General features: G+C 64.2%; 24 protein-coding genes, 1 tRNA gene and 1 pseudogene. 13 read left to right on the plus strand and 13 right to left on the minus strand.

All coding sequences use genetic code 11. The features are described 5' to 3' along the window. Positions 1-55: 55 nt before the first annotated feature. The 3 genes from CIK75_RS00705 to CIK75_RS00715 are packed head-to-tail and all read right to left on the minus strand — an operon-like array spanning position 56 to position 2,712. Positions 56-388: a hypothetical protein gene (locus CIK75_RS00705; protein WP_087000950.1), complete on the minus strand. Its 333-nt coding sequence runs from the start codon at positions 386-388 to the stop codon at positions 56-58. Then, positions 385-1,032, minus strand: coding sequence for a dephospho-CoA kinase (coaE, locus tag CIK75_RS00710; RefSeq protein WP_087000948.1), 648 nt, complete (start codon positions 1,030-1,032; stop codon positions 385-387). Before coaE ends, CIK75_RS00705 begins: the two co-directional genes overlap by 4 nt. Positions 1,033-1,080: 48 nt before the next feature. Then, complete coding sequence (locus CIK75_RS00715) at positions 1,081-2,712, minus strand: FAD-dependent oxidoreductase (RefSeq protein WP_158225841.1); 1,632 nt, start codon at positions 2,710-2,712, stop codon at positions 1,081-1,083. A gap of 191 nt (positions 2,713-2,903) precedes the next feature. Between CIK75_RS00715 and CIK75_RS00720 the strand changes: the two genes are divergently transcribed. Both CIK75_RS00720 and CIK75_RS00725 read left to right on the plus strand, forming a co-directional pair. Then, entirely contained in the window at positions 2,904-3,596 is a 693-nt protein-coding gene (locus CIK75_RS00720) for a YigZ family protein (RefSeq protein WP_087000944.1), read from the plus strand. Beyond that, positions 3,593-4,747: a class I SAM-dependent methyltransferase gene (locus tag CIK75_RS00725; protein WP_087000942.1), complete on the plus strand. Its 1,155-nt coding sequence runs from the start codon at positions 3,593-3,595 to the stop codon at positions 4,745-4,747. Before CIK75_RS00720 ends, CIK75_RS00725 begins: the two co-directional genes overlap by 4 nt. Before the next feature lie 130 nt (positions 4,748-4,877). On the opposite strand, the gene rpsA is transcribed toward CIK75_RS00725, so the two are convergent. The 3 genes from rpsA to polA all read right to left on the minus strand — a co-directional run bounded on the left by rpsA (position 4,878) and on the right by polA (position 10,539). Then, positions 4,878-6,353 carry a 30S ribosomal protein S1 gene (gene rpsA, locus CIK75_RS00730; protein WP_087000940.1) on the minus strand — a complete coding sequence of 492 codons (1,476 nt, stop codon included), beginning with the start codon at positions 6,351-6,353 and terminating at the stop codon, positions 4,878-4,880. A gap of 224 nt (positions 6,354-6,577) precedes the next feature. Then, on the minus strand, positions 6,578-7,906 hold the full coding sequence (locus CIK75_RS00735) for a GNAT family N-acetyltransferase (protein ID WP_087000938.1): 1,329 nt from the start codon (positions 7,904-7,906) through the stop codon (positions 6,578-6,580). Beyond that, positions 7,906-10,539, minus strand: a complete 2,634-nt coding sequence (polA, locus tag CIK75_RS00740; protein ID WP_241895174.1) for a DNA polymerase I — start codon at positions 10,537-10,539, stop codon at positions 7,906-7,908. Before polA ends, CIK75_RS00735 begins: the two co-directional genes overlap by 1 nt. Before the next feature lie 85 nt (positions 10,540-10,624). On the opposite strand from polA, the gene CIK75_RS00745 reads away from it, so the two are divergent. After that, on the plus strand, positions 10,625-11,122 hold the full coding sequence (locus CIK75_RS00745) for a hotdog fold thioesterase (protein ID WP_096222936.1): 498 nt from the start codon (positions 10,625-10,627) through the stop codon (positions 11,120-11,122). After that, complete coding sequence (locus CIK75_RS00750; RefSeq protein ID WP_087000932.1) at positions 11,119-11,694, plus strand: hypothetical protein; 576 nt, start codon at positions 11,119-11,121, stop codon at positions 11,692-11,694. The genes CIK75_RS00745 and CIK75_RS00750 overlap by 4 nt, the downstream gene beginning before the upstream one ends. Positions 11,695-11,705: 11 nt before the next feature. Here the strand turns inward: CIK75_RS00750 and CIK75_RS00755 are convergent, their stop codons facing one another. The 4 genes from CIK75_RS00755 to CIK75_RS00770 all read right to left on the minus strand — a co-directional run bounded on the left by CIK75_RS00755 (position 11,706) and on the right by CIK75_RS00770 (position 14,422). Next, complete coding sequence (locus tag CIK75_RS00755; protein ID WP_087000930.1) at positions 11,706-12,128, minus strand: DoxX family membrane protein; 423 nt, start codon at positions 12,126-12,128, stop codon at positions 11,706-11,708. 75 nt (positions 12,129-12,203) lie between these two features. Beyond that, complete coding sequence (locus CIK75_RS00760; protein WP_087000928.1) at positions 12,204-12,782, minus strand: dihydrofolate reductase family protein; 579 nt, start codon at positions 12,780-12,782, stop codon at positions 12,204-12,206. 45 nt (positions 12,783-12,827) lie between these two features. After that, positions 12,828-13,064 carry a hypothetical protein gene (locus CIK75_RS00765; protein ID WP_241895170.1) on the minus strand — a complete coding sequence of 79 codons (237 nt, stop codon included), beginning with the start codon at positions 13,062-13,064 and terminating at the stop codon, positions 12,828-12,830. Beyond that, positions 13,061-14,422 (minus strand): inorganic phosphate transporter, encoded by a 1,362-nt coding sequence (locus CIK75_RS00770; RefSeq protein WP_087000926.1) that lies wholly within the window; start codon positions 14,420-14,422, stop codon positions 13,061-13,063. Before CIK75_RS00770 ends, CIK75_RS00765 begins: the two co-directional genes overlap by 4 nt. A 198-nt stretch (positions 14,423-14,620) precedes the next feature. Between CIK75_RS00770 and CIK75_RS00775 the strand changes: the two genes are divergently transcribed. Next, a complete protein-coding gene (locus tag CIK75_RS00775; RefSeq protein WP_087000924.1) occupies positions 14,621-15,241 on the plus strand; it encodes an L-threonylcarbamoyladenylate synthase in 621 nt (206 codons plus the stop codon). 43 nt (positions 15,242-15,284) lie between these two features. Here the strand turns inward: CIK75_RS00775 and CIK75_RS00780 are convergent, their stop codons facing one another. Next, a complete protein-coding gene (locus CIK75_RS00780) occupies positions 15,285-16,463 on the minus strand; it encodes an acyl-CoA dehydrogenase family protein (protein ID WP_087000922.1) in 1,179 nt (392 codons plus the stop codon). A gap of 81 nt (positions 16,464-16,544) precedes the next feature. Further along, positions 16,545-17,159, minus strand: a complete 615-nt coding sequence (locus CIK75_RS00785; protein ID WP_241895171.1) for a helix-turn-helix domain-containing protein — start codon at positions 17,157-17,159, stop codon at positions 16,545-16,547. A 94-nt stretch (positions 17,160-17,253) separates the two neighbouring features. Between CIK75_RS00785 and CIK75_RS00790 the strand changes: the two genes are divergently transcribed. The 7 genes and pseudogenes from CIK75_RS00790 to CIK75_RS00815 all read left to right on the plus strand — a co-directional run bounded on the left by CIK75_RS00790 (position 17,254) and on the right by CIK75_RS00815 (position 23,872). Continuing rightward, positions 17,254-18,123 carry a CoA transferase gene (locus tag CIK75_RS00790; protein WP_087000918.1) on the plus strand — a complete coding sequence of 290 codons (870 nt, stop codon included), beginning with the start codon at positions 17,254-17,256 and terminating at the stop codon, positions 18,121-18,123. A gap of 2 nt (positions 18,124-18,125) precedes the next feature. Further along, positions 18,126-19,161 (plus strand): annotated as a pseudogene (locus CIK75_RS00795) (AMP-binding protein); the annotation flags it as partial. Between the two features lie 171 nt (positions 19,162-19,332). After that, positions 19,333-19,632, plus strand: a complete 300-nt coding sequence (locus CIK75_RS16435) for a hypothetical protein (protein ID WP_241895175.1) — start codon at positions 19,333-19,335, stop codon at positions 19,630-19,632. Positions 19,633-19,707: 75 nt separating this feature from the next. Beyond that, on the plus strand, positions 19,708-20,451 hold the full coding sequence (locus CIK75_RS00800) for a 3-hydroxyacyl-CoA dehydrogenase (RefSeq protein WP_087000916.1): 744 nt from the start codon (positions 19,708-19,710) through the stop codon (positions 20,449-20,451). A gap of 12 nt (positions 20,452-20,463) precedes the next feature. After that, positions 20,464-22,152 carry a long-chain-fatty-acid--CoA ligase gene (locus CIK75_RS00805; protein WP_087000914.1) on the plus strand — a complete coding sequence of 563 codons (1,689 nt, stop codon included), beginning with the start codon at positions 20,464-20,466 and terminating at the stop codon, positions 22,150-22,152. A gap of 77 nt (positions 22,153-22,229) precedes the next feature. Beyond that, on the plus strand, positions 22,230-23,384 hold the full coding sequence (locus tag CIK75_RS00810; protein WP_087000912.1) for an acyl-CoA dehydrogenase family protein: 1,155 nt from the start codon (positions 22,230-22,232) through the stop codon (positions 23,382-23,384). Next, positions 23,381-23,872, plus strand: coding sequence for a MaoC/PaaZ C-terminal domain-containing protein (locus CIK75_RS00815; protein WP_087000910.1), 492 nt, complete (start codon positions 23,381-23,383; stop codon positions 23,870-23,872). Before CIK75_RS00810 ends, CIK75_RS00815 begins: the two co-directional genes overlap by 4 nt. Before the next feature lie 43 nt (positions 23,873-23,915). Here the strand turns inward: CIK75_RS00815 and CIK75_RS00820 are convergent. Next, positions 23,916-23,999: transfer RNA gene (locus CIK75_RS00820), tRNA-Leu, on the minus strand. Between the two features lie 152 nt (positions 24,000-24,151). Here CIK75_RS00820 and CIK75_RS00825 point away from each other — a divergent pair. Continuing rightward, entirely contained in the window at positions 24,152-24,754 is a 603-nt protein-coding gene (locus tag CIK75_RS00825) for a response regulator (RefSeq protein ID WP_087000908.1), read from the plus strand. Positions 24,755-24,840: the final 86 nt, after the last annotated feature.

A 24,840-nucleotide genomic window follows, 5' to 3' on the forward strand; every position in this document is an offset into this window, starting at 1 on the left:
GTGGGCTTAAACCCCGTGGTGGTTCGGGGCACGACGACGGTGCCGAGGGCAAGGATCAGGCGCCGGGACGGCGCCCCTTGCCGGTTCTGGCAGGGCCGTCGAGGAGACCGTCGTGTTCGAAACGGCCCAAGATGGCCACGAATATCTGTTGCGCGAAGACCACGCATCCCCCCAGGGCCAACACGATGCCGGTTAAGGTCATCCACGCCGGCACCAAGACCTGCCAGCTCCACGGTGCTTCCCCGGTCGTGAACTCCACCCGGCCACCCGCGACGAGCCACAACACGATAGCCACCGCCCAGAGAAAACCGGTGGCGATGAACAACCAGGTCACCCATTTCATCCCCGAGCCGAACCGGTAGGTCGCGGCCGGGCCCTGTCGTCTCATTCGTTGACCCCAGGGGTCACGACCGAACGGAGGGCCTGTGGTTGCAGGGTTCCGGTCCACAACTCATCCACTGCTGTGCGGAGCTCGTCCAAGCTGCCGGAGTTCTCAAGCACCACATCGCTCACGGCGGCCCGCTGCTCGTCGGAGGCTTGGGCAGCCATCCGGGCGACGGCGTCCTCCTGGCTCATTCCTCGATCCTCCATCATGCGGCGGATTCGTTCGGCGCGGGGAGCCTGTACGGTGACGACGATGTCGAAGGAGCCCGCCTGACCGGTTTCGACGAGCAGTGGGATGTCCTGAACGACGACCACGGGCCGGTGACTCGTTTCCTGGGCCGCAGCTTCGGCGCGGATCCGTGCCGCTTCGGCGCGTACCCGGGGGTGGACGATCCCGTTGAGCGTGTCACGGGCCTGGGGGTCAGCGAAGACGATGCCTCCCAGCCGTGGACGGTCCAGGCGGCCCTTCGAATCAAGCAGTTCCGCGCCGAAGGCCTCCACCACCGAGGCTAGCGCCTCGGTACCGGGTTCGAGGGCCCTGCGGGCCATGGCGTCGGCGTCAATCAAGACGGCACCATGTTCCACGAGGCGCGTGGCCACCGCAGATTTTCCCGAGGCGATCCCGCCGGTCAGTCCAACATCAAGCATGGTCCCAGCTTATGGCAACCAGGTCCCCCTGCGCGTCCGGTAGGCCGGTCACGCCAGCAGTTTGCGCAGACCCACCGAATAGGCGGCCTTCGCGACCAGCGCGCCAGCCGGTCTCAGCGGGCGTGGAAGCCAAGAGGGTCGCAGGCTTTGGCGCCACACGACCTCCACGTCGGAGCCATGCTGCTCGACGGTGGCCTCGACCTCGCCGGCCACGGGTCCGAACTTCGACACGGCCAACCTGCCGGGACGGTCGCCCGTGGGGGCCTCGGCACGGCGCACCAGCATCCGGTCGGACAGCGTCAAAGGACCCAGCCGGGTCAGCCCGACGAACGCCAAGCGCTCGCTCATCCGGGCACCCCGCGGGGTCACGCTGGTGAACGGGATGGCTGCACTGTGGGTGTCCAGATCCGTGAGTCGCGCCCACAAGGTGGCAGCATCACCGGGTCGGCGCAGCCGCACTTCGAAGGTGTCGGAAGTCTTCGGCGCAGCATGAGTGGCTGGCCCTCCGCTTTCCAACGCTGCGGCAGCCGCCGCACCACTGGCCAGCGCACCCTGGATGGAAGCTTCGTGGTGATCACCGGCCAGGAGGACGCCGTCCAACGCACTGTTCGGTGGAGTATGCCCCGGGGAAATAACGGGCAGGGCGTCCCTGATGTCATGGCGGACGAGCAGCTGCCAGTCGGGGTTCTGGACACCGAGGATGGCTGCTGCCTGACTCAACGCCGATTCGTCGCCCAGTCCATGTGCTCCCACGGCGGTCGCCTGAACCAGATGCCACCCCGCCGGGGCGTAGGAAGGACAGACGGTGGAGACCACCGCTGTGTGGGCGAGCCGCGCGCCGGCGCGCAGATCAAGATGCAGGAACGGCAGCCGGCTGGGCTGGTGTTTCGTCGAAAACCACCATGTCGTCAGGGAGTGCAGCTGCGGGGCCGGGTCGCCGAGCAGCCGGGCGCTCGCCGTCGGACCGGCGGCGACCACAACCCGGTCGGCGGTGAAGCGTTCTCCCGAAGCACAGCTGACGGTCCAGCGATCTGCCTGGCGGGTCAGGCTCTCCGCCACGTATCCGAACCGGATGCGCTCCGCGAGGGGAGAGGCCAGCTGATGGGCGATCGCCACCATTCCCTGCCCCGGCAAGGCGGGGGTTCCCCAGGCGAAGTATCCGGCGAGTCGACGGGCGAAGCGGGCGGAGACGTCAAGGTTGGGATCCCCGAGGACGCCCGAAAAGAACCGGCCAATGATCCCTCGCGACGAGGCCGAGAACCCCGCTCCATCCAGGGATTCGTGGAGCGACAACGAGTCATCACCGGCCCTGCGCACCCATCGCAGGGCAGCGAGCACATCCTGGGGCGCCAGCAAGCCGCTGACCAGTCCCCGGAGACGGGACGGATGGCGGAGCGGATCAGCCAGGACGTCGAGCCCATCGTCGCCGCGCACCGCGACACCACGTCCCCAGGCGTGCAGGCCCAGGGCTTCCAGATCGAACGCGCGTCGCGCCTCGGGGTAGCGGGGGTTCAAGAGCTGGAATCCACGGTCGCACCGGAAACCATCAATGACTTCGGTATCGATCCGTCCACCGACCCGGTGCGTGGCCTCCAGCACCGTGACCTCATGTCCTTGGCCGACAGCCAGTCCGGCGGCTCGCAGTCCCGCCAGGCCCGCGCCAATGACCACAACGTCCACGATATCCTCGTTTCCTCTGGCTTGTCCGGTGTCAGGATGACGCAGTTGCCATCCGGCTGGGCCCACGCACCTGGTGCAAGCGGCCGTCGAACCACCCGATGGTGGAGAGTCTACGGGTGACGTGGGCACCCGGCAGCCCGACGGGCCGTGCCCCGCAGCCCCGGCCCGCGAACGCGCATTAGACTGACCGGATGGGCGAAACGGGAAGTGCAGTGGTGGAATACACCACGTTGGCCGGCGATCACCAGGCTGAGCTGGAGGTGAAGCGTTCCCGTTTCCTCACCTATCTGCGCCGCACCAGCACCGAAGCGCAGGCCCGCGAATTCATCGCCGAACTGCGCCGCAGACATTTCGACGCACGGCATCACTGTTCGGCGTTTCTGCTGGGACCCGACCGGGTGGTACAACGCAGTAGTGACGATGGCGAACCCTCGGGGACCGCCGGCCTGCCGATGCTCGAAGCCCTGCTCAAACGGGAAATGCCCTCGGGGGCGTGCGACCTCAGTGATGTCACCGCCGTCGTGGTCAGGTATTTCGGTGGTGTCCTCTTGGGCGCCGGGGGCCTCGTGCGCGCCTATTCCCAGGCCGTCTCGGGGGCCATGGACAGCGCCGGCCTCCTTGCGCGACGACGTATGGCCGTCTTTTCCATCGACGCCCCCCACGCCGAGGCCGGGCGATGGGAAAACGAGCTGCGTCAGGACGGCACCACGGTGTTGGGAACCGACTACGGGCCCCTGTCCGCCACCTTGCGGGTCGCGGTCCCCGACGGGCCCACCGCGGCCCACGATTTCACCGGGCGGCTGGCTACGCTGACCGCCGGGGCAGGAACTGCCGTCGACTACGGGACCGAATGGACCGATATTGCCGTGGCGGGGCACCGATGAGCGCCACGGTTCCCGAGGGGCTACGACGTTGGCCCGATATTGAATCCCCCGAACTGCAGGCGTACGACGGCGCCGACCTCCTGTTGCTCGATACGGCTGCCGACTACGGGCTAGCCGCCTCGGACGGGACGACGACGGTGGTCAACGACCACTATGGGGCTCTGGTTTTGGGCTCCGTGGCAGCCGGGGCCCGCGGTGTCCGGGTCCACCAGGATACGCTTTCGGGCGAACAAGCCATCGAAGCCAATGCCGGGCGGACCGGCTACGGTTCTGCCGACATGGAACCGCCCGGCTTCACTCGGATGCCGCTCGGAGCCGAGCTCTTCGCCGGAGCCCGACTGGTCATCGTGCAACTTCCCAGATCGCTGGCTGCCTTGGAAGAGATTGCGGCCCTGGCGGCGGAACATGCCGACCCCGAGGTGGTGCTCTTGGCCGGAGGGCGCAGCAAACACATGTCCACAGCGATGAATGACGTCCTCGAACGCCATTTCAGCCACGTCAGCGCCGGCCTGGGGGCGCGGAAGTCACGGGTGCTCACCGCCGCGGCTCCCCGCACCAGCAGCAAGGCAGTCGTGGCGCGTTTCCCGCTGGCTTCCCACCACGATGTCGGATTGCCACGGCCGCTGGAACTGCGGGCCTTTGGTGCCACGTTCGGCGGCGCAAAGCTTGATCCGGGCACGCGTTTCCTGCTGCCACATCTGAGCGAGGCCCGCTCCGCGCCCGAGGCAGTGGACCTGGGGTGCGGCAACGGCACCATCGCCAGTTACCTCGCCCTCAGCCGGCCCGCACAACGGGTATTGGCCTGCGACCAGTCGGCATCCGCCGTCGCCTCCACCCGGGCCAGCGCCGAAGCCAACGGTGTCGCCGACAGGGTCCGAACGATCCGCGACGATGCTCTCTCGACCCTGCCCGATGCCTCGCGGGAACTGGTGGTGCTAAATCCCCCCTTCCATGTCGGCAATGCCGTCCATGCCGGCATTGCGTTGAAGCTCATCGCCGATGCCGGCCGGGTCCTGGCCCCGGGCGGGGAATTATGGTGCGTCTGGAATTCGCAGCTGGGCTACCGGGCATATCTGGCCCGGCTGGTGGGCCCCACCCGTCAGGTGGCCCGTAACCCAAAGTTCACGGTCACCGTCTCCACCCGGGGCTGATCCCCGCCTTGACCGGTCCAGACCACGATCGCCCGATGCACGATAAAAAGGACCCCCGTTCCATCGCTGGAGCGGGGGTCCTTCTCAATTGCTGCCGGGAATCAGGGATTCACCGACGGGCAGATGCTGCTTAGGCTCCGGTGAGCTTCTCGCGCAGTGCGGCGAGGGCCTCATCGGAAGCCAGCGTGCCGGCGTCCTCTGCCGGGGCCTCCGAGGAGTAGCTGGTGGATGCGGATTCGCCCGCTCCCCCGCCGGCCTCGGGTGCCGTGGTGTCCTGGACCAGGTGTGCTGCAACCTGCTCCTTGTGGGCTTCCCAACGGGCCTGGGCGTCGGCGTACTGCTGCTCCCAGACGGCGCGCTGCGTCTCGTAGCCTTCGAGCCACTCGTTGGTCTCCGAGTCGAAGCCCTCCGGGTACTTGTAGTTGCCCTCTTCGTCGTACTCGGCGGCCATGCCGTACAGTGCCGGGTCGAACTCGGTACCCTCGGGGTCGACGCCCTCGTTGGCCTGCTTCAGCGACAGCGAGATGCGACGGCGTTCCAGGTCGATATCGATGACCTTGACGAAGAGCTCGTCACCAACGGAGACGACCTGCTCGGCCAGCTCGACGTGGCGCACGGCCAGCTCCGAGATGTGCACGAGGCCTTCGATGCCGTCTTCGACGCGAACGAACGCACCGAAGGGAACCAGCTTGGTGACCTTGCCGGGGACGACCTGGCCCAAGGCGTGGGTCCGGGCGAAGGTCTGCCACGGATCTTCCTGGGTCGCCTTCAGCGACAGGGAGACGCGCTCGCGGTCCAGATCGACTTCGAGAACCTCGACGGTGACTTCCTGGCCAACCTCGACAACCTCGTTCGGGTGGTCGATGTGCTTCCAGGACAGCTCGGAGACGTGCACCAGTCCGTCGACGCCGCCCAGGTCCACGAAGGCACCGAAGTTGACGATGGAGGAGACAACGCCCGGACGGACCTGACCCTTTTCGAGCTTGTTGAGGAACGTGGAGCGAACCTCCGACTGGGTCTGCTCGAGCCAGGCACGGCGGGAGAGGACCACGTTGTTGCGGTTCTTGTCCAGCTCGATGATCTTGGCTTCGATTTCCTGGCCGATGTACGGAGCCAGATCGCGCACACGGCGCATTTCAACCAGCGATGCCGGCAGGAAGCCGCGCAGGCCGATGTCCAGGATGAGCCCACCCTTGACCACCTCGATGACGGTACCGGTGACGACGCCGTCCTCTTCCTTGATCTTTTCGATGTCGCCCCAGGCACGCTCGTACTGTGCGCGCTTCTTGGACAGGATCAAACGGCCTTCCTTGTCCTCCTTGGTGAGGACGAGGGCCTCGACGTTGTCGCCGACGGCGACAACGTCGCCCGGATCAACATCGTGCTTGATGGAAAGTTCGCGGGAAGGAATGACACCCTCGGTCTTATAACCGATGTCGAGCAGGACTTCGTCGCGGTCGACCTTGACGACGGTGCCCTCAACGAGGTCTCCATCGTTGAAGTACTTGATGGTGGCGTCGACAGCTGCGAGGAAGTCTTCAGCGGTACCGATGTCGTTGATCGCGACCTGCGGGGTACCGGTCTTCTCGTTGGAGGTGATGGTCATGTAGTAGGGGCTCCGATGTGGATAGAAACGTCAGTCGGAAAGCCGGAAGTCCCGGCATATTCCGAAGGTGGAACTGAAATCATTGCGAGACAGGGCATGAAAAACCCCGGCAGTCGCCTTATCAGTTTAGTCCCCTGCACACGAGCGGTCAAAACGTCGGGCGCGTCGCTCCCGGCGCCGATCCTGCCGTTGCTTCGCGGGCAGAAACGGGCTCGGGAGCCGACTTAGAAGCCGTTGATCGCGTAAGGGGCTCGGCCCAGGTCCAGTAACCGTGCCGCACGCTCCACGGCTTCGTCATTCCTGGCGCGCACCCGCCCCGCAGCTGCCAACGTCCGCACACCGGTACCACCCAAATACAGCGATCCCAGCAAGGAGATATCCAATTCCAGATCCGCGGGTTCGGAGGGATCAGTTTCGACCTGAACCGACCCAACTCCCGCCTCAACGACCAGCTGGTAATTTCCCGTCGTATACCCCTGCGGGTCCGTGATGCGTAGACGCAAGGACCCGTCGGTCGCGTATTCGCGGGCGGCCAGGGCCGTGGGTACATCGAGGATGCGCAGCCACAGCAGGTCTTCCGTTTCGGTAACGGCCACCTTGCGCGGATCATCCAGGGACCAGGGCAACGGGTCGTCGGGGGCCGCAGCGTCATAGATGACCCGCTCGATGAGGTCATGGGCCCCGAGGTAGCGCCAGAGCTCCCGCCGGGCGACAGCGGTGGTGGCCACCAGATCGCGGATCTCCATCGTCATCGGCGTGGTATCCCAGCCGGCGAAGGCATAGGTCAAGAAACCCCGGGCGACCCCGGAGGCATCCAGGTACACCGCGGCCCTCAGTGCCGGATCGTCCTTGGCCGTTTCGGGACCCAACCGGGCGGTGGCCCGCAGGGTGTAGGCCTCCTGCCGTCCGATGGAACCGCGGTGGGTTGCATGGAACTCGGCGAAAAGTGAAGGCGCCAGGTCGAGCAAGGACGAGGGTGCCACGGTGATGACCGTACCTTCGGGCTCTGCCACGATATTCAGCCCACCCTTCACGTCGACCTTGACCGTGTCCAGGCTGGTGGCCGGGCCGAAACCGAACCGGCCGTAGATGGTGCCCTCCGTCGCGGTCAGCGCCGCCATGGGCAGTCCCGCAGCGCGGGCGCGGTCCAGCGAATCGGTCATCATCGCCCGCAGGATGCCGCGCCGGCGGTGGCTCGGGCGGACGGTGACCACGGTGATGAGGTGGCTGTCGAGCATGCGTCCGGCACCGGTATTCAGCGTCTTGTTGAATTCGGCGAACGTGGCCACCGGGATCCCCGGATCCAGCGACGGAGCCGGAGCATCGTCGTCGTACACCCCCAGCAGTCGACGTCCGTCGACCCGGTAGGAGGCGGCGATACGCGCAGCTTCGGCGGTGGTGTAGGGCTGGTCGTGGAATCCGGTACGGACCGCGCGGAACCAGTTGGCGGTGCGCGTGTCAGGGGCCGGCTCGGCTTCGCCGGCGGCCGGCAGGACTCCCGCGTCGAAGAGTTCATGGCGCAGACCGTTGGTCTGAGTGGTCGCAATATTCATTAGTGGGCAGCCTCCTGCCAGCTGTGCCCGGTGCCGATCTGGACATCGAGCGGGACCGAAAGTTCTGCAGCCGTTCCCATGTGATCCTGAACCAGCAAGGTGACGGCTTCAAGTTCACCGGGAGCAACTTCAAGGACCAGTTCGTCATGGACCTGGAGGAGCATCCGTGAACCCAGTTTCTGTTTTCGCAGTCCGGCGTCGACGCCGAGCATGGCACGTTTGATGATATCCGCAGCCGAGCCTTGGATCGGCGCGTTCAATGCAGCGCGTTCGGCCATATCCCGTAGCTGGCGGTTATCGCTGGCCAGGTCGGGCAGGTAGCGCCGGCGTCCTTCAATGGTGGAGGTGTACCCGTCCTTGCGGGCCTGGTCGACGACGGAACGCAGATAGTCGCGCACGGATCCGAAACGAGTGAAATAGTCCTTCATCAGCCCACGGGCCTCGTCGACGGGGACGTTCAACTGTTTGGAGAGGCCGAAGGAGCTGAGCCCGTAGGCCAACCCGTAGGACATGGCCTTGACCTTGGCGCGCATTTCGGCAGTGACCTCCGCTGGTTCGACGCCGAAGACATGCGAACCGACGAACCGGTGCAGGTCCTCCCCGTCCTTGAATGCCTGGATCAGGGCCTCGTCCCCTGAGAGGTGGGCCATGATGCGCATTTCGATCTGCGAGTAGTCGGCCGTGAGCAGGGTTTCGTATCCTTCGCCGACCACGAAGACCTCGCGGATCCGTCGGCCGGCCTCACTGCGCACCGGGATGTTCTGCAAGTTGGGGTTCAGCGATGACAGCCGCCCGGTGGCCGCGACGGTCTGGGCGTACGTGGTGTGGATCCGGCCGTCCTCGGCGAGTGACTTTTTCAACCCCTCGACCGTCTGACGCAGTTTGGTGGCATCGCGGTAGGCCATGAGCGAGGCCAGGAACGGGTGCTGCGTCTTGGCCAGCAGGTCGGCCAGTGAATCGGCGTCCGTGGTGTATCCGGTTTTGATCTTCTTGGTCTTGGGCAGTTCGAGTTCCTCGAAGAGCACCACCTGTAGTTGCTTGGGCGAAGAGAGGTTCACTTCGTGACCAATCGACGCATAGGCTTCGGCGGTTGCGGCGTCGATGGTGGTGGTGAAGTCAGCCAACAGGTCATCGAGCTGTTGGGCGTCGATGGCGATTCCGGTGCGTTCCATCTGGGCCAGCACGACCGACAGGGGCAGCTCCATTTCTGCCAGCAAGGAGGTTGCCCCGCGTTCAAGGACTTGCCCGGCCAGATACAGGCTCAGTTCACGCACAATATAGGCGGCCCGCACGGCTGCCCCCGCATGACCTGCCCCTTCAAGTTCCAACGCCAACTGCCCCTCCTGCGCCTGTTCCTCGGCTTCGAGGTTCAGGCGCAGGTGGTGCTGGGCGATATCGCCCAGCTCATGGCTGCGGCGATCCGGCTGGATGAGGTAGGCCGAGATCATCGTGTCGTCCACGACTCCCCGCAGTTCCATCCCGCGTGCGGCCAACAACTTATAGCCGGTTTTGAAATCGTGCAGAGCCAGCTTGTAGTCACCGCTGGCCAGGATGGTGCGCAGGGCGCCGTCCGCTGCCTCATCGAGTTCTTCCAGCTCGATGTAGGCGGTCGCCGCGTCGGCGGCCAGCGCGATGCCCACCGCGTCATCCCCACCGGCGGCGGAGCGCACCGTATCCAAGTGCACGCCGATCAGGTGTCCCCCCTGCTCGCGGAACCAGCTGGTCAGTGCCTTGGCGCCGTCCAGAACTGCCGGTTCGGGAACTTCCATTTCGGGTTCCGGTTCGGAGTCGTCGGTACCGAAGAGGTCGAACAGGCGCTTGCGCAACGTGTTGAACTGCAGGGCGTCGAAAAGTTCCTCGATCGCGTCCTGATTGGGGTGTTCCAGTTCCAGGGCACCAAGCTCGACCGGCAGATCCAGGTCGGTGAGCAACCGGTTCAACCGGCGGTTCCTGCGGACATCGTCCAGGTGGGAGCGCAAGGATTCACCGACCTTGCCCTTAATCGTCTCGGCCTGGTCCAGGATCCCTTCAAGTCCCCCATAGAGGTTGATCCACTTCGCGGCGGTTTTGGGTCCAACGCCGGGGACCCCCGGCAGGTTGTCTGCGGTTTCCCCGACCAGAGCGGCCAGATCCGGGTACTGGGCCGGCTGGACGAAGTACTTGGCCTCCACGGCGGCCGCGTCCATCGGCGGGATATCCGAGATACCCTTCTTCGGGTACAGGACGGTGGTCTTCTCGGTGATGAGCTGGAAGGCGTCACGGTCCCCCGAGACGACCAATACGTCCCAGCCTTCACCTTCACCGACCTGGGCGAGGGTGGCAATAATATCGTCGGCTTCGAAACCATCCATGGTGATCGAGGGGATGTTCATCGCCTCCATGACCTTCTGGATCAGGTCGATCTGACCGTGGAATTCCTCAGGAGTCTTATTCCGGCCGGCCTTGTACTCGCTGTACTCCTCCGAACGGAACGTGGGGGTGTCCAGATCGAAAGCAACAGCAACATGGGTCGGTTTGCGCTGTTCGATCATCTTGATGAGCATCGAGACAAAACCGTAGACCGCATTGGTGTGCTGTCCGGTGTCGGTGGCGAAGTTTTCCGCAGGCAACGCATAGAAGGCACGGAAGGCCATCGAGTGGCCATCGATGACGAGCAGGCGGGAAAGGTCATTGGCATCGGTTTTGGTTGATTGACTCACAGGTGCAAGCCTAGTTCCCATGACGGACAAAAACACACGCGGCTCGGCCGCCACCGCAGGGGACGATACCGGTTCGAACCCTTTTGAGGAGCAGCTCGCACGGCACCAGGTGCCACGGCAGATGTGGCCAATGCTCAGCGGACATGGTGTCGGGCCCCTGGTGGAGAAGCTGGGGATCATTTTCGAGGGCATCACCGCCGCACGGGTAGTGGCCACCATGCCGGTGGAAGGCAACCAGCAGGTGGCCGGGATCCTGCACGGCGGTGCGAGCGTGGCCCTGGCGGAGACACTCGGTTCCTTCGCTGCGGCGGTACATGCCGGCCCCACAGGCCGCCCGGTGGGAGTGGACATCAACGCCACCCACCATCGTGCCGGGATCTCGGGGCTCGTCACCGGGGTCTGCACCCCCATTCATTTGGGGCGCAGCACCACGACCCACGAAATCATCATTTCCGATGAGGAAGGCCGACGGGTCTGCACCGCCAGGATCACGAACATGATCCTGGGCCCCACGTGACCGACGGTCCGCGCCGGATCCTCCTCCACGGGGTGACCGGATCGGGGAAAACGAGTTTGGCCCTGGAATTGGGTCGGCTCACCGGTTTGCCGGTGCTGTTGGCCGATGAAGACATCGGCTGGCTCCCCGGGTGGAACCAGCGTCCGGCCGAGGAACAGCGCCGGATCGCCCGGGAAAGGGCATCGGCCCCCGAATGGGTCTTCGACACCGCCTACGGGCCGTATCGCGCAGAGATCGCCGAACGGGCCGACCTCATCCTCTGTCTGGATTATCCGCGGCTGGTTTCGATGGGACGCCTCATCCGCCGCAGCATCCGCCGTGTGGTCACCGCTGAACCGGTCTGCAACGGCAACACGGAGACCTGGAGGCAGTTGTTCTCGAGTGACTCGATCCTGATGTGGCACGCGCGTTCCTTCGCCTCCAAGCGCGCACAGATCAAGACGTTGCTCGCCGCCGAAGGACCCTCGAAGGTGGTGCGTTTCCGGAGTCCACACCGCACCCGCAGCTGGCTGCGACTGGTGGCGAAAAACGGCCGCATCCCCACGCGTCGTGCCGGGGATGCGGCCGTCTGAGGTCACCGCGCCTAGGTGGTTTTGCGCTTCTTCTTCCGCGCCGAATCGAGGATCAGGGCCAGCCCGATGCCGAGCATCCAGAAGTCCTTGGCGATGACGGTGCCCTCCTGGGTGGGGCGCAGCCCGTCATCGCGGGTCATCCCCGGGGTCTTGAAGTACATCGTCGCCATGGAAGCTGAGAAGGCAGTCAGTCCGAGGCCGGCCAGGCGGCTGGGCACGAACGGTAGCAGCAGGGAGGATCCCAGGACGATCTCCACCGCGCTGAGTACCTTGCCGAATTGTTCCGGGTCGAGGTCGGCCACCTGTGGAAAGGCAGAGGCACCCATCTTCTGCAGTCCGGCCGCCGCTTCGGGCTCCAACTGCAACTTGCCCACCCCCGAGTTGAGGATGAAGGCGCCGGTGGTCAGACGCAATGGCAGGTGGCTGAGTTTCATGGGTCGTGTCCTTTCGCTGCATACGGAGGTAGTGATCGAGCCTAGGACTGCTGGCGGTCTCGCGCCAATCGGGGTTCAGGAAACGTTGCGGGATACGGAAGGAGGTTTGGCGACGTCGTACCTTGTTTCGCGGACTCCCCTGCCGTACTCGCGGCTCATGGTGGGGCTGAGTTCCAGCGGTGCCCGCAGACTGGCCAAGGGGCGTCCCCCACCCAAGAGAAGCGGGATGGTGAACAGGATCACTTCGTCGAGGTACCCGGAGTCGAGCAGCTGTCCGGCGAGTCCTCCGCCACCGAGAACCCACACATCCTTCTCGCCCGCGTCAGCTGCGATATCGCCAGCCCACTCTTCGACGTCACCGCGGATGAAGGTGAGATCAGCTCCCGCTTCGGCAGCAAGTTCCCGATGGGTGAAGACCCAGCAGGGTGTACCCGCGTACGGCCAGGGGGCGCGGGTTTTGCTCATGTGGTTGCCAAGCCATCGGTAGGTATCGGCTCCCATGACGACGGCGCCGATCTCCTGAAGAAAAGCAGCCGCCGGGTCGTGGAAGCCCACGTGGTAGTCGTCGTAGGTGGTCAGCCAGTCCAGCGAATCATGCTCATCAGCGATGTATCCGTCGACACTGGCGGCGACAAAATATCGGAAGCGAGTCATGGCCCCATGGTGCCATACCGGTTCCGCCGGGCCACCGGATGCGCGTTAGTGCCCCCCGGAGCCGCCGAGCTGCGGCACGATCAGGTAGATGCCCAGCAGCACCAAACAGCCGCAGAGGACGAAGCAGGCGACAGCACCGGATTTGGCAACGTTGGCGCCCCGACCGCCGTCTTCTGCGATCGCTTTCAACCTCACGGCGAAGGAGTAGAGCGCCACGAGCGATAGGGAGCCGATCAGGGTCACGAGCGTGACGGTCAGAAACGAGAGCCATTCAATGTTCATCGGTTCTCCTCCGTGCCGCGTGCTTCGCGCTTCGGCGCCGAAGCGTCCTGTGCCCGGGATTTCGATCCCGAGGCCGTCGGGACCTTGGCCATCCCGTTGGCTTCCTTCTTCTTGTTCTTCTGAGCCTTCTTGAGTTCGCGGGCCATGCGCTCGGCCTCGGCGCGCTCGGCTTCACGTTGGCGTTTACGCATCTTGCGACGCTGCTTCTTCGTCGGGATGCTGATGGCACCACCGGCTTCATCAACGTCGGAGACACCGTTATGTGGACCGATGATGTCCTTGCGGGAGAGCCACCAGATCAACAGGACGACGCCGAAGCCGATGACGGCAACCAGAACCAGACCGACGTTTCCAAAGTAGGTCAGGGCAGCGGCCAAGGCGCCGACGACGGCAGCTGCCGGCAGAGTGAAGAGCCACCCGGTGGCGATCTTCCCGGCGGTACGCCACTGCACGGAGGCTCCCTTGCGGCCCAGCCCCGAACCGATCACCGAACCCGAGGCCACCTGGGTGGTCGAGAGGGCGAAGCCCAGATGGGAGGAAGCCAGGATGGCCGCCGCGGTCGATGACTCGGCCGCGAAGCCCTGGGCTGGTTTGACCTCGGTCAGGCCGGTGCCCATGGTGGCGATAATGCGCCAGCCACCCACGTAGGTGCCCAGGGCGATGGCCAGGGCGCAGGCGGCGATGACCCAGAAGTGGACGTGGCTTCCCGATTCCTGCAGCCCCGAGGCGACCAGGGCCAGGGTGATGACACCCATCGTCTTCTGTGCATCGTTGGTTCCGTGGGCCAGGGCCACCAACGAGGAGGAGAACACCTGGCCGACACGGAAACCACCACGCTTGGGCGAGGAGACACCCGAGGGGCGCTTGGTCACCCAATAGGCCAATTTGGTACACAGGTACGCAGCCAGACCGGCGATCAATGGGGCCAGCAATGCCGGCAGCAGCACCTTGGAGATCACGGTTCCGTAGTTGACAACGGAGAAACCCGCACCGGCAATCGCCGCACCGATGAGTCCGCCGAAGAGGGCGTGGGACGAGCTGGAGGGCAGACCGAGCAACCAGGTCAACATATTCCAGACGACGGCGCCCATGAGGCCGGCAAAGATGATCTCGGGTCCAATGGAGAACCCATTGTCCCCTTCGTTGATCAGGCCGCCGGAAATCGTGGTGGCGACCTCGGTGGAAAGGAAGGCACCCACCAGGTTCAGGATCGCAGCCAGGGCCACTGCCGTCTTCGGCTTGATGGCGCCGGTGGCGATCGGGGTTGCCATGGCATTGGCCGTATCGTGAAACCCGTTCGTGAAATCAAAGAACAGAGCCAGGGCAATCACCAGGACAACGATGAGTGTGAGATCCATCTAGGAACCAATCTTGAGATGGCAAAAGAGCGCGGTCGTACCGCAGGGAGTAGTTCGACCCGGAAGTCATACTATGGTCACACATTCGCCACCCGCGGCGCACATTCATCTTAGGCCCGGTGCGGCAGCAGTCAATTCCACGGCTCGTGCGGCGGGGCGTTGCGTGCAAGTTCGGTCGTCGGGTCGTAGTCTCCTGTCATGGCTAGATTCTTCGACGTTCACCCTCAGGATCCGCAACCCCGTGCTCTGGGTCAGGTCGTTGACCTGCTGCAGGACGGCGCGCTGATCGCCTACCCCACCGACTCCTGTTATGCGCTGGGCGCCCAATTGGGTAACCGGAAAGCCCTGGATCGGATCCGTACCATCCGACAGCTTGATGACAAACACCACTTCACCCTGATGTGCAGCAACTTCGCGCAGATGGGGCGTTTCGTGGAGATGAGCAATACAGTCTTCCGGAGTTTGAAGGCGGCGACACCGGGCAGCTACACGTTCATCCTCAAGGCCACCTCCGAGGTTCCCAAGCGTCTGCTGCATCCGAAGAAGAAGACCGTTGGGGTGCGTATCCCCGACCACCGTGTCGTTCAGGCTCTCCTGGCGGAACTGGGCGAACCGTTGCTCTCGACCACCTTGCTCTTACCGGACGAGGATGAACCCCTGACGCAGGGATGGGAAATCAAGGAACGTCTGGATCATCAGGTCGACGCCGTCATCGACTCCGGAGAATGCGGCACCGAACCGACGACGGTGGTGGATTTTTCCAGTGGAGTCCCCGAGGTCGTCCGGGTCGGCATGGGCGACCCTTCGCCCTTCGAATAGCCGGTGGGGCCCCGATCCAACCGCGTGGCCCCACCGACGGCCCTCACCTGAAGGCCGGGATGCCCGTGATGTGGTTGCCCAGGATCAAGGCATGAACCTCGTCGGTCCCCTCGTAGGTGCGCACCGATTCGAGGTTGTTCGCATGGCGCAAGGGTGAGTGGTCCAAGGTGATCCCGTTGCCGCCCAGAATGGTGCGCGCCTCGCGGCAGATCCGGATCGCCTCGCGACAGTTATTGAGTTTTCCGACGGAGATCTGCACCGGCTCCAGGGTTCCTGCGTCCTTGAGGCGTCCTGTGTGGATGGCCAGTAGCGTGCCTTTTTGGATCTCCAAGAGCATGTCCACCAATTTGGCTTGGGTGATCTGGTAGCCCGCCAATGGCTTGTCGAACTGCATCCGTTCCTGCGAATACGCCAGCGCTGCCTCGTAGGAATCCCTGGCCGCTCCCATGGCGCCCCAGATGATCCCGTAGCGTGCCTCGTTCAGGCAGGAGAACGGCCCGCGCAACCCCTTGGCGCCGGGTAGCAGCGCCGAGTCGGGCAACCGCACGTCGTTGAAGGTCAGATCGCATTGGATGGAGGCACGCATCGAAAGCTTGGGCTCGATCGCTGTGGCCGTGAAGCCTTCGACGTCGGTGGGGACGAGGAAACCGCGGACCCCGTCTTCGGTTTTGGCCCAGATCACGGCGATCTGGGCGACGGTGGCCAACCCGATCCAGCGTTTGGCGCCGTTGAGGACCCAACCCCGTCCATCGTGTACTGCTGTCGTGGCCATCGCCGACGGGTCCGACCCGGCAGTGGGTTCGGTGAGTCCGAAGCAACCGATGATCTCCCCGGTAGCCATACCCGGCAGGTACGTGTTCTTCTGCTCCTCGGAACCGAACTGGTGGATTGCCGCCATGGCCAAGGAACCCTGTACCGATACGAAGGTCCGCAGACCCGAGTCACCGGCTTCGAGCTCCATCGCGGCGATCCCGTATTCGACGGCGGTGCGCCCCGGACAGCCGTAGCCCTGCAGGTGCATGCCCAGCAGTCCGAGGCTTCCCATCTCACGGGAGAGCTCCACGGGAAAATGGGCGTCCTCATACCAGGTGGAGATGTTCGGGCGGATTCGTTCGTCGACGAAAGCCCGAACGCTGGAACGTAGTTCTCGTTCCTTGGTGGTCAGCAGACCGTCCAAGTTCAGGACATCGGAGGGTGTGGCGGGGGAATTCTCGGCGGTCATCATTCTCCTTTGAACGTGTACACCGCGATCATACGGCGCTTCAACTGGACTCCGGAGCACAGCGGGTGCACTGCTGATCGCTCAGGATTTAACGCCTACATAGAGTTCGGGGGCGCTTTCTCCGGCTTCGCCGAACTCATCGACAATGCGGTTGGCCAGCGGCTGGAGGAGCAACCGCCCGAATTGACGGACGATCGTGGTGACCGTTTGTTCCGTGACGCTGCGATCCATGGAGACCACTCCGGCCTCGCGCAGGATCCGGGTCTGCTCCGCCGTCAATGCCGACAGCCGGCTCAGGATGTCACCGGGACGGCCTGGACCATGCAGCAGGGAACGGCGCACGTAGTCGATGATCGTCGGATTGGCGTGCAGCATCTCGGCCACGGCCTCGTCTCGCAGACCGAGGATCCATCGGGCGGACCCTTCTTGGGGCAGGAGCCGAAGGGTTTCGGCGAAGAGCTCCACGATGAGGGTGTCTACCGCCTCCCGCAGTCCGTCCTTCGTCCCATAGTGATGGGTAACCAACCCGACGGTTACCCCGGCCGCCGTGGCAATGGCCCGCATGGAGGTACCGTCTTCGCCCTGCTGCGCAAACAGGGTGAGTGCGGCATTGCGGATCCGCGCCTTAGACGTCAGGTCATGGGGAGACCAAGCCGTTGCCAAGCCTTCGGGAGGTGTTTCCTTCGTTCTGTCCACACAGCAATGCTAGACCACAAACCATTGAACGTTCGCATTGCTTGCTGTACAACCGTACAAAGAGTAATCCAGGTCACAGTCTTCAGGAGAATTCATGCCCCACCCACTGTCAGGCATCGTTGTGGTTTCGGTTGCCATCAACCTTCCGGGGCCACTGGCCGCATCTCGGCTGACCGAACTCGGAGCAACTGTCATCAAGGTCGAACCACCGCAGGGCGACCCGCTCGGGAGCGTCGCCCCCCACTGGTATGAGGAACTCATCACGGGTCAGGACGTCGTTCCCCTCGATTTGAAGGACCCGTCGAGCAGGTCCACCTTCGAAGAACTTCTTGCCGATGCCGACGTCCTGCTGACCTCGATGCGCCCATCGGCCCTCGCCCGGCTTGATCTCGTCGAGATGCTGAAGACCCGCGGCGTCGCTCTGGTGGAAATCGTCGGGCACGACGGCGCCCGGGCCGAGCAGCCCGGCCACGACCTGACTTACCAGGCCGAGCATGGAACGTTACTTCCCCCTGATCTGCCGTTGGTGCCGGTCGCCGACATTCTCGGTTCCGAACGCGCAGTGGTCGCGACCCTGTCGGCTCTGCGCCAGCGCGAACAGGGGCTTCAGGGCGTCCACGAGAGGGTGGTCCTCGAAGAAGCGGCCCACGCCGCGGCAGCCGGAGTCCGGCACGGCCTCACCTCTCCGGGTGCCGTCCTCGGGGGCGCGATACCTGCGTATGGAATGTACGCAACAGCCGATGGATTCGTTGCCGTCGCGGCGGTTGAGCCTCACTTCGCCGAACGACTCGCCCGCCTCATCGGTGGCACCCGCGAAGAACTAACTCGTGCCTTTGCCACCCAATCCACTGCCTATTGGACGGCTCTGGGCCAAAAACAAGACCTTCCCCTGGCCGCCGTCGCCGCCCCGGGGGAACCCCTCACCATATCGGCGGTTGCCTCGGCCACCGCGGGACAGGAGTAATCATGGCCGACCTCGCAGGAATCCTCGCCCGTACCGCCCGGGGCTGCCCGGACCGCATCGCCCTGAGCTACTGCGGGGTGACCCATAGCTACGCCGAACTCGACGCCAGGGTCTCGCAACTCGCGCACGAATTCGCCTCCCGCGGGCTCGCCAAAGGCGATCGCCTCGTCATGGTCTGTGGGAACAATGACGCCTTCGTCATCGCTTTCTATGCAGGCCTACGTGCCGGTGAATCCGAAGTCGGCACCTAGGGAAATCGACCATTTCCTCACGGACACCGAAGCGAAACTCCTGGTTTTCGGCCCCGAGGTAGCCCAATCCATCACGCAGTGGCGGCAGGCGACCGACATCGATTCCCCTGTCCCCGCCCTGGCACTGGGCGCCTCTGACGGTTACGAAGACATTCTCGGGGCGGCGGCCAAGCAACCGACCGATGCGCCCGCCGTCGAAATCTCCGAAGAGGACGACGCACTGATCATCTACACCTCGGGGACCACCGGTCGCCCGAAGGGCGCCCTCTTCGACCACCACCGCGTCATCTGGGTCGGCATCAATGCCTGCGTGGGCTTCGGCCTGCGGGTCGGGGAACGACTCATCCACGTCGCACCGCTGTTCCACTCGGCGGATCTGAATCTGGTGCTCGTCCCGGGAATGATGTTGGGCTCCACACACTTCATCCTGCCGGCCTTCGACCCGGAAGCCGTGCTCGAAACCATCGAGAAAGAGCGGATCGGATTCTTCTTCGGGGTACCCACCATGTATTCCTTCCTGATGCGTTCCCCGAGCCTGGCCACCCGGGACCTATCGAGTCTTCGCATTCGCATGTACGGCGCGGCCCCCATGCCCACGGACCTGGCCCAGAAGATCGTCGCCGCACTCCCCGACACCTGGATCGTCCAGGCGTGCGGCCAAACCGAGGGTGGACCCGGCGGCATCATCCTCACCCACGAGGAGGTCTTGGAGAGGCCAACGGCCAGTGGACGCTTCCCCATCGCCAACACGGAGGTCCGCATCGTCGGTGCAGACGGCCAAGATGCCGCCCCCGGTGAGGTCGGGGAGATGATCATGCGCGGGGAGACGATGATGAAGGGCTACTGGCGTCAGCCCGAGGCAACTGCCGCGACGGTTCGGGACGGCTGGGTGCATACGGGAGACCTGGCCCAGATGGACGCCGAGGGTTACATCACCCTCGTGGACCGGATGAAGGACATGATCATCACGGGCGGCCACAACGTCTACTCCGCCGAAGTAGAAAATGCCTTGGCGGGGCACCCTGCGGTTGCCGATATCGCCGTCGTCGGACGTCCGCATCTGGAATACGGCGAGACGGTAGTCGCCGTGGTGACCCCCTTGGAGGGACAAGAGGTGACGCTCAAGTCACTGTGCGAGTACGCCCAGGACCGTCTCTCCCACTACAAGCTGCCCCGCGAGCTCGTCATCGCACAGATTCCACGGAACCCGTCGGGAAAGATCCTCAAGCATCGGATCCGGGATGAGCTGCGTGGCTAGGTGACCACAGAGTCCACCTGAACTCGCCCAGCATCCACCCAGTCTATTCAGTTCTACATCACGTCAGGAGAGACCATGGACGTCAAAGACCGCACGTTCATCGTGACCGGAGGAGCCTCGGGACTCGGCGAAGCAACGACCCGGGCGCTGCTTGAACGAGGCGCCCACGTGGTGGTCGCGGACCTGAAAGGAACGGCGCCGGAGGGGGCCCGTTTCGTTGAAACCGACGTCACCGACCCCGATCAGGTCGCCGAAGCCATTTCCGTGGCTTCCCGACAGGCAGGTCCGCTGGCGGGAATCGTCAATTGCGCGGGTATCGGGATCGCCAGGAAGGTCCTGGGCAAGAGCGGCACCCATCCGCTCGACGACTTCCAGCGGGTCCTCACGATCAACCTGGCCGGCACCTTCAATGTCATCCGACTCGGTGCCGAGGCCATGAGGTCCAACGATCCGGGGCCGGACGGTGAACGCGGCGTCATCATCAATACCGCCTCCGCTGCGGCCTTCGATGGCCAGATCGGTCAGGCGGCCTACTCGGCCTCCAAGGGCGGTATCGTCGCGATGACCCTGCCGATCGCCCAGGAGCTGGCCCCCAGCGGAATCCGCGTCGCAGCGATCGCCCCTGGCCTGTTCCTCACCCCCATGATGAGCAGCCTGCCCAAGGCCGCCCGCGAGTCGCTCGGGGCACAAGTCCCCTTCCCCTCCCGCCTCGGAGACCCCGCGGAATACGCGGCACTGGCAGTTCATATCGTCGAAAACCGCATGATCAACGGCGAGGTGATCCGTCTCGACGGAGCACTGCGCATGGCAGCTCAGTAAAAGGAGAACAACATGTCCCCCGCATCACGAACCATCGTTTCGGGCTTTCCCTCCACCACGGGCGACGACGTCCAACTCAACACGACGACGTTGATCCGCCATGCAGCACGGACGCATGGGGAACGGGAAATCGTCTACCGGAGCACCGACGGCGGCTGGGATCGCTACACCTATGCCGCTGCGTACGAACGCATCCAACGCGGTGCCAACGCCTTGCGCGCCCTCGGCGTGGAGCCGGGAACCCGCGTCGGCGTCATCGATTGGAACAGCCGCCGCCACTTCGAGCTCTATTGGGCGATCCCGGGGCTCGCAGCGGTCATGGTGCAGCTGAACCTCCGGCTCTCCCCGGAAGACCTGGCCTATGTCATCGCCGATAGCGACACCTCGGTCATCTGCGTGGACGAAACACTGTTGCCTTTGGCGGAAGCCGTCGCTCCCGCCATGCCCAGCGTCACCACCTGGGTCGTCATGACCGATAAACCGATGTCGCAGATCCACACCACGTTGCCCAACGTCCACCATTATGAGGACCTCCTGGCCGCCAACGAGCCGCGGATCGACTGGCCCGAAGTCGATGAGACCTCTGCCTACAGCGCGTGCTACACCACCGGGACCACCGGCCGCCCCAAGGGCGTCTTCTACTCGCATCGGGCGATCTACCTGCACTCCTACGCCATTGCCGCCAATATCGGCCAGACCTTGGACGACTGCACGATGTTGATCACCCCGATGTTCCACTGCCAGGCGTGGGGCCTGCCCCAAGCGGCGACGCTCATGGCCAATAAGATCGTCCTGCCGGGCCGGTACTCCGCCGAGGACACCGGGCCCCTGACCGAAGCGCTCATCACCGAGGGGGTGACCATCACCAACGGCGCGCCCGCCATTTTCCTGCCCATGCTGCGCTACATCGAAAACCTCGTGGAGAAGCCGGATCTCAGTCGCCTGCGGATGCTCTCCGGGGCCACCGAGCCACCGTTGGCGATGATGCGGGGGTTCAAAAACCTCACCGGCGCCGAACTCGTCCATGCCTACGGAGCGACCGAGACAAGCCCATTGGTGACCATGAACCGCTATAAGCCCAGCGTCCTGGCCCGTCTCTCCCCCGAAGAACTCCTGGAGCTCAAACGCAAACAAGGCGTACCCGTGTCCGGAGTGGACGTGCGCCTCATCAACGCCGACGGCAACGATGTTCCGTGCGATGGTGTGACGCAGGGAGAGATCTGCGTCCGCGGACCGTGGGTCACGCGCAGCTACCACGGCATGTCCGAGGAGGATCTGGCGGACCGCTTCGTCGAGGAATATTGGCGCAGCGGCGACGTCGGGACCATCGATGCCGATGGTTATCTGAAGGTCACCGACCGCATCAAGGACGTGATCAAAAGCGGTGGGGAGTGGATCTCGTCGATCGACATGGAAAACCTCCTGCTGGATCATCCCTTGATTGCCGAGGCAGCCGTCGTGGGTCTACCACATCCGAAGTGGCAGGAGCGCCCCTTCGTCCTGGTGGTCCCCACACCGGGGGCGGACGTGGCACTGGAGGACGTCCGCGACCACCTCTCCGGCGCCTTCGCGGACTGGCAGCTTCCCGAGGCCATGGAGGTCGTGACGGAAATTCCCCGCACGAGTGTCGGGAAATTCGACAAGAAGAGGGTCCGCGCCGAACACACGGGCATCTACGCTTCCGAACCAACCGGCGCCTGAGCGCGCCACCGTCGACACCTCGTCCGTCACCGGGCGACCCACACTGGACTTCAGCACACAGAATGAGGAGCAACACCATGATCTTCGATGATTACCGTTCACCCTGGCGCACCGAGGAACTCGACGACCTGCGGGACCTGGCACGGACCTTCCTGGAGAAGGAGTCGGTTCCCCACCATTCCCGCTGGGCCGAGCAGCACTGCGTGGACCGCGACTTTTGGCGCAAGGCCGGCGAAACCGGCCTGCTGTGCATCAGCATTCCGGAGGAATATGGAGGCGGCGGCGGTACTTTCGCTCACGAAGCAGTGATCATGGAGGAACAAGCCAGGGTCGCCGACGATGCCTGGGCCAACGTCGTCCATAGTGCCATCGTCGCCCATTACATCGCCGCCTTCGGCACCGAGGAGCAGAAACAGCGCTGGCTGCCCGCCATGGCCTCGGGCGAGCTGGTCGGGGCCATTGCGATGACCGAGCCGGGCACCGGATCGGATCTGCAGAGCATCCGCACCAAGGCGCTCCGTGATGGCGAGGACTTTGTGATCAACGGTTCCAAGACGTTCATCACCAACGGCACCCATGGCAGTCTGATCTTGATCGTCGCCAGGACCAGCGAGGACCAGGGGGGCAAGGGGCTATCGCTCATCGTCACCGAAACCGAGGACCTTCCGGGATTCGAGCGTGGCAGGGTCCTGGACAAGATCGGCATGCAGGGTCAGGACACCCGCGAGCTCGCCTTCGTGAACATGCGCGTCCCCGCGGAAAACGTGCTGGGAGGCGTGGAAGGCAAGGGATTCGTCCAGCTCATGCATCAGCTGCCCCAGGAGAGGCTTTCCATTGCCGTCGCAGCGGCTGCCGAATGCGAGGCGGCGGTTCGCGAGACGACGGAGTATGCCCACCAGCGTGAGGCCTTCGGACAGAACCTCCTCGCTTTCCAGAACACTCGCTTCGTGCTCGCGGAATGCGTCGCCGACAGCCTGGCGGCCCGCACCCTGGTGGATCACTGCATCGCACAGCATGTCACCGGGGACCTGGACGCGCCCACCGCCTCGCTGGCCAAATTCTGGTGCACCGACATGCAAAGCAAGGTCGCCGACCGCTGCCTGCAGATCTTCGGCGGCTACGGGTACATGAGGGAATACCCCATAGCCCGCAGATTCGCTGCCGCACGGGTGCAGAAGATCTATGGCGGGACCAACGAAATCATGAAGGAACTGGTCGCCAGAACACTATGACAACCGGAACTCCCCGTCTGCCCGCCGAGCGGATCCCCATCGGGGAAACCTTTGAGCTGGGGTCCCATGCCGTCACCGAGGAGGAGATCATCCGCTTCGCTTCGGAATGGGACAGCCAGTATTTTCACGTCGACCGCGCGTCGGCGCGGGAAGGCCCCTTCGGGGGACTCATCGCCAGTGGCATCCACACCCTGGCGATCTACCAGCGACTGTCGGTGACCGGTCTTTTTGACGGTTATGACGTCATCGCCGGCAAGGAGCTGCGCCAGGTGCGTTTCCTGCGCCCGGTCCGGCCAGGGGACGTGCTGAGCGGTTCGGTGATCATCGACTCGGTCGCGCCCGACGGGAGCGGCCGGGCCACCGTCATGACCTCGGGGTCCCTCAGGAACCAGGACGACGTCGTGGTCCTGGACGTGCAGGTCGAGGCACTGGTCTCCAGCAGCTACAGCCCCGGACCAGACACGGCACCGACGCGGTCTGGTTCCTGACGCAAAGAAGCCCCGATCCCCGGTTCACCGGGGATCGGGGCCATGGTGCCCGAGGTGGGACTCGAACCCACACATCTCTCGATATCGCATTTTGAGTGCGACGCGTCTGCCATTCCGCCACTCGGGCCTGCCTGCCATACGTGCCGGTGAAGCCACCCTACCTATCGGGCAGAACATCACAGTCACGCAGTGCGCTAAACAACTCTACATGCCGATAGGCTTGTTAATGAATCCGAGAACCCACCGCCCCAATTATTAGGGGCAGCCAGGAGAAACACCATGACAGAAGACGCAGCCGAGGCAACGTCATCGCCGGCCCGCCGGGTAGTTGTCGCCGAGGACGAGACCCTCATCCGGCTGGACATCGTCGAGATCCTCAAGGGTGAAGGCTTCGAGGTTGTCGCCGAAGCAGATAATGGCGAGAAGGCAGTTGATCTGGTCCGTGAGCACCGCCCGGATCTGGTCCTCATGGATGTGAAGATGCCCGTCATGGACGGGATTTCGGCCGCGGAGATCATCGTGAAGGAACGTATCGCCCCCGTCGTCTTGCTCACTGCCTTCAGCCAAAAAGAACTCGTCGAGCGGGCCCGCGAAGCCGGCGCCATGGCCTACGTCGTGAAACCGTTCAGCCCCAACGACCTGATTCCGGCCATTGAAATCGCTTTATCCCGGCATGAGGAAGTCATCGCTCTCGAACGCGAAGTCGATGACCTTCAAGAGCAATTCGCCACCCGCAAACTGGTCGAACGGGCCAAATCCGTCTTGACCACCAAAATGGGTCTGACCGAACCCGAGGCTTTCCGCTGGATCCAGAAAACGTCAATGGATCGGCGACTGAGCATGCGCGAGGTCGCCGAAACCATCATCGCCCAGGTGAAGTAGGCAGCCGGAAGCTGGATTGCTCGGCCGGCAGCTTCCTTCCGGAGGGTGCCGGCCCCCGATGAAAACGACGTCCGACGGCGGTCGGC

Source organism: Glutamicibacter sp. BW78, assembly GCF_002332245.1.
Classification (GTDB): Bacteria; Actinomycetota; Actinomycetes; order Actinomycetales; family Micrococcaceae; genus Arthrobacter_H; species Arthrobacter_H rhombi_A.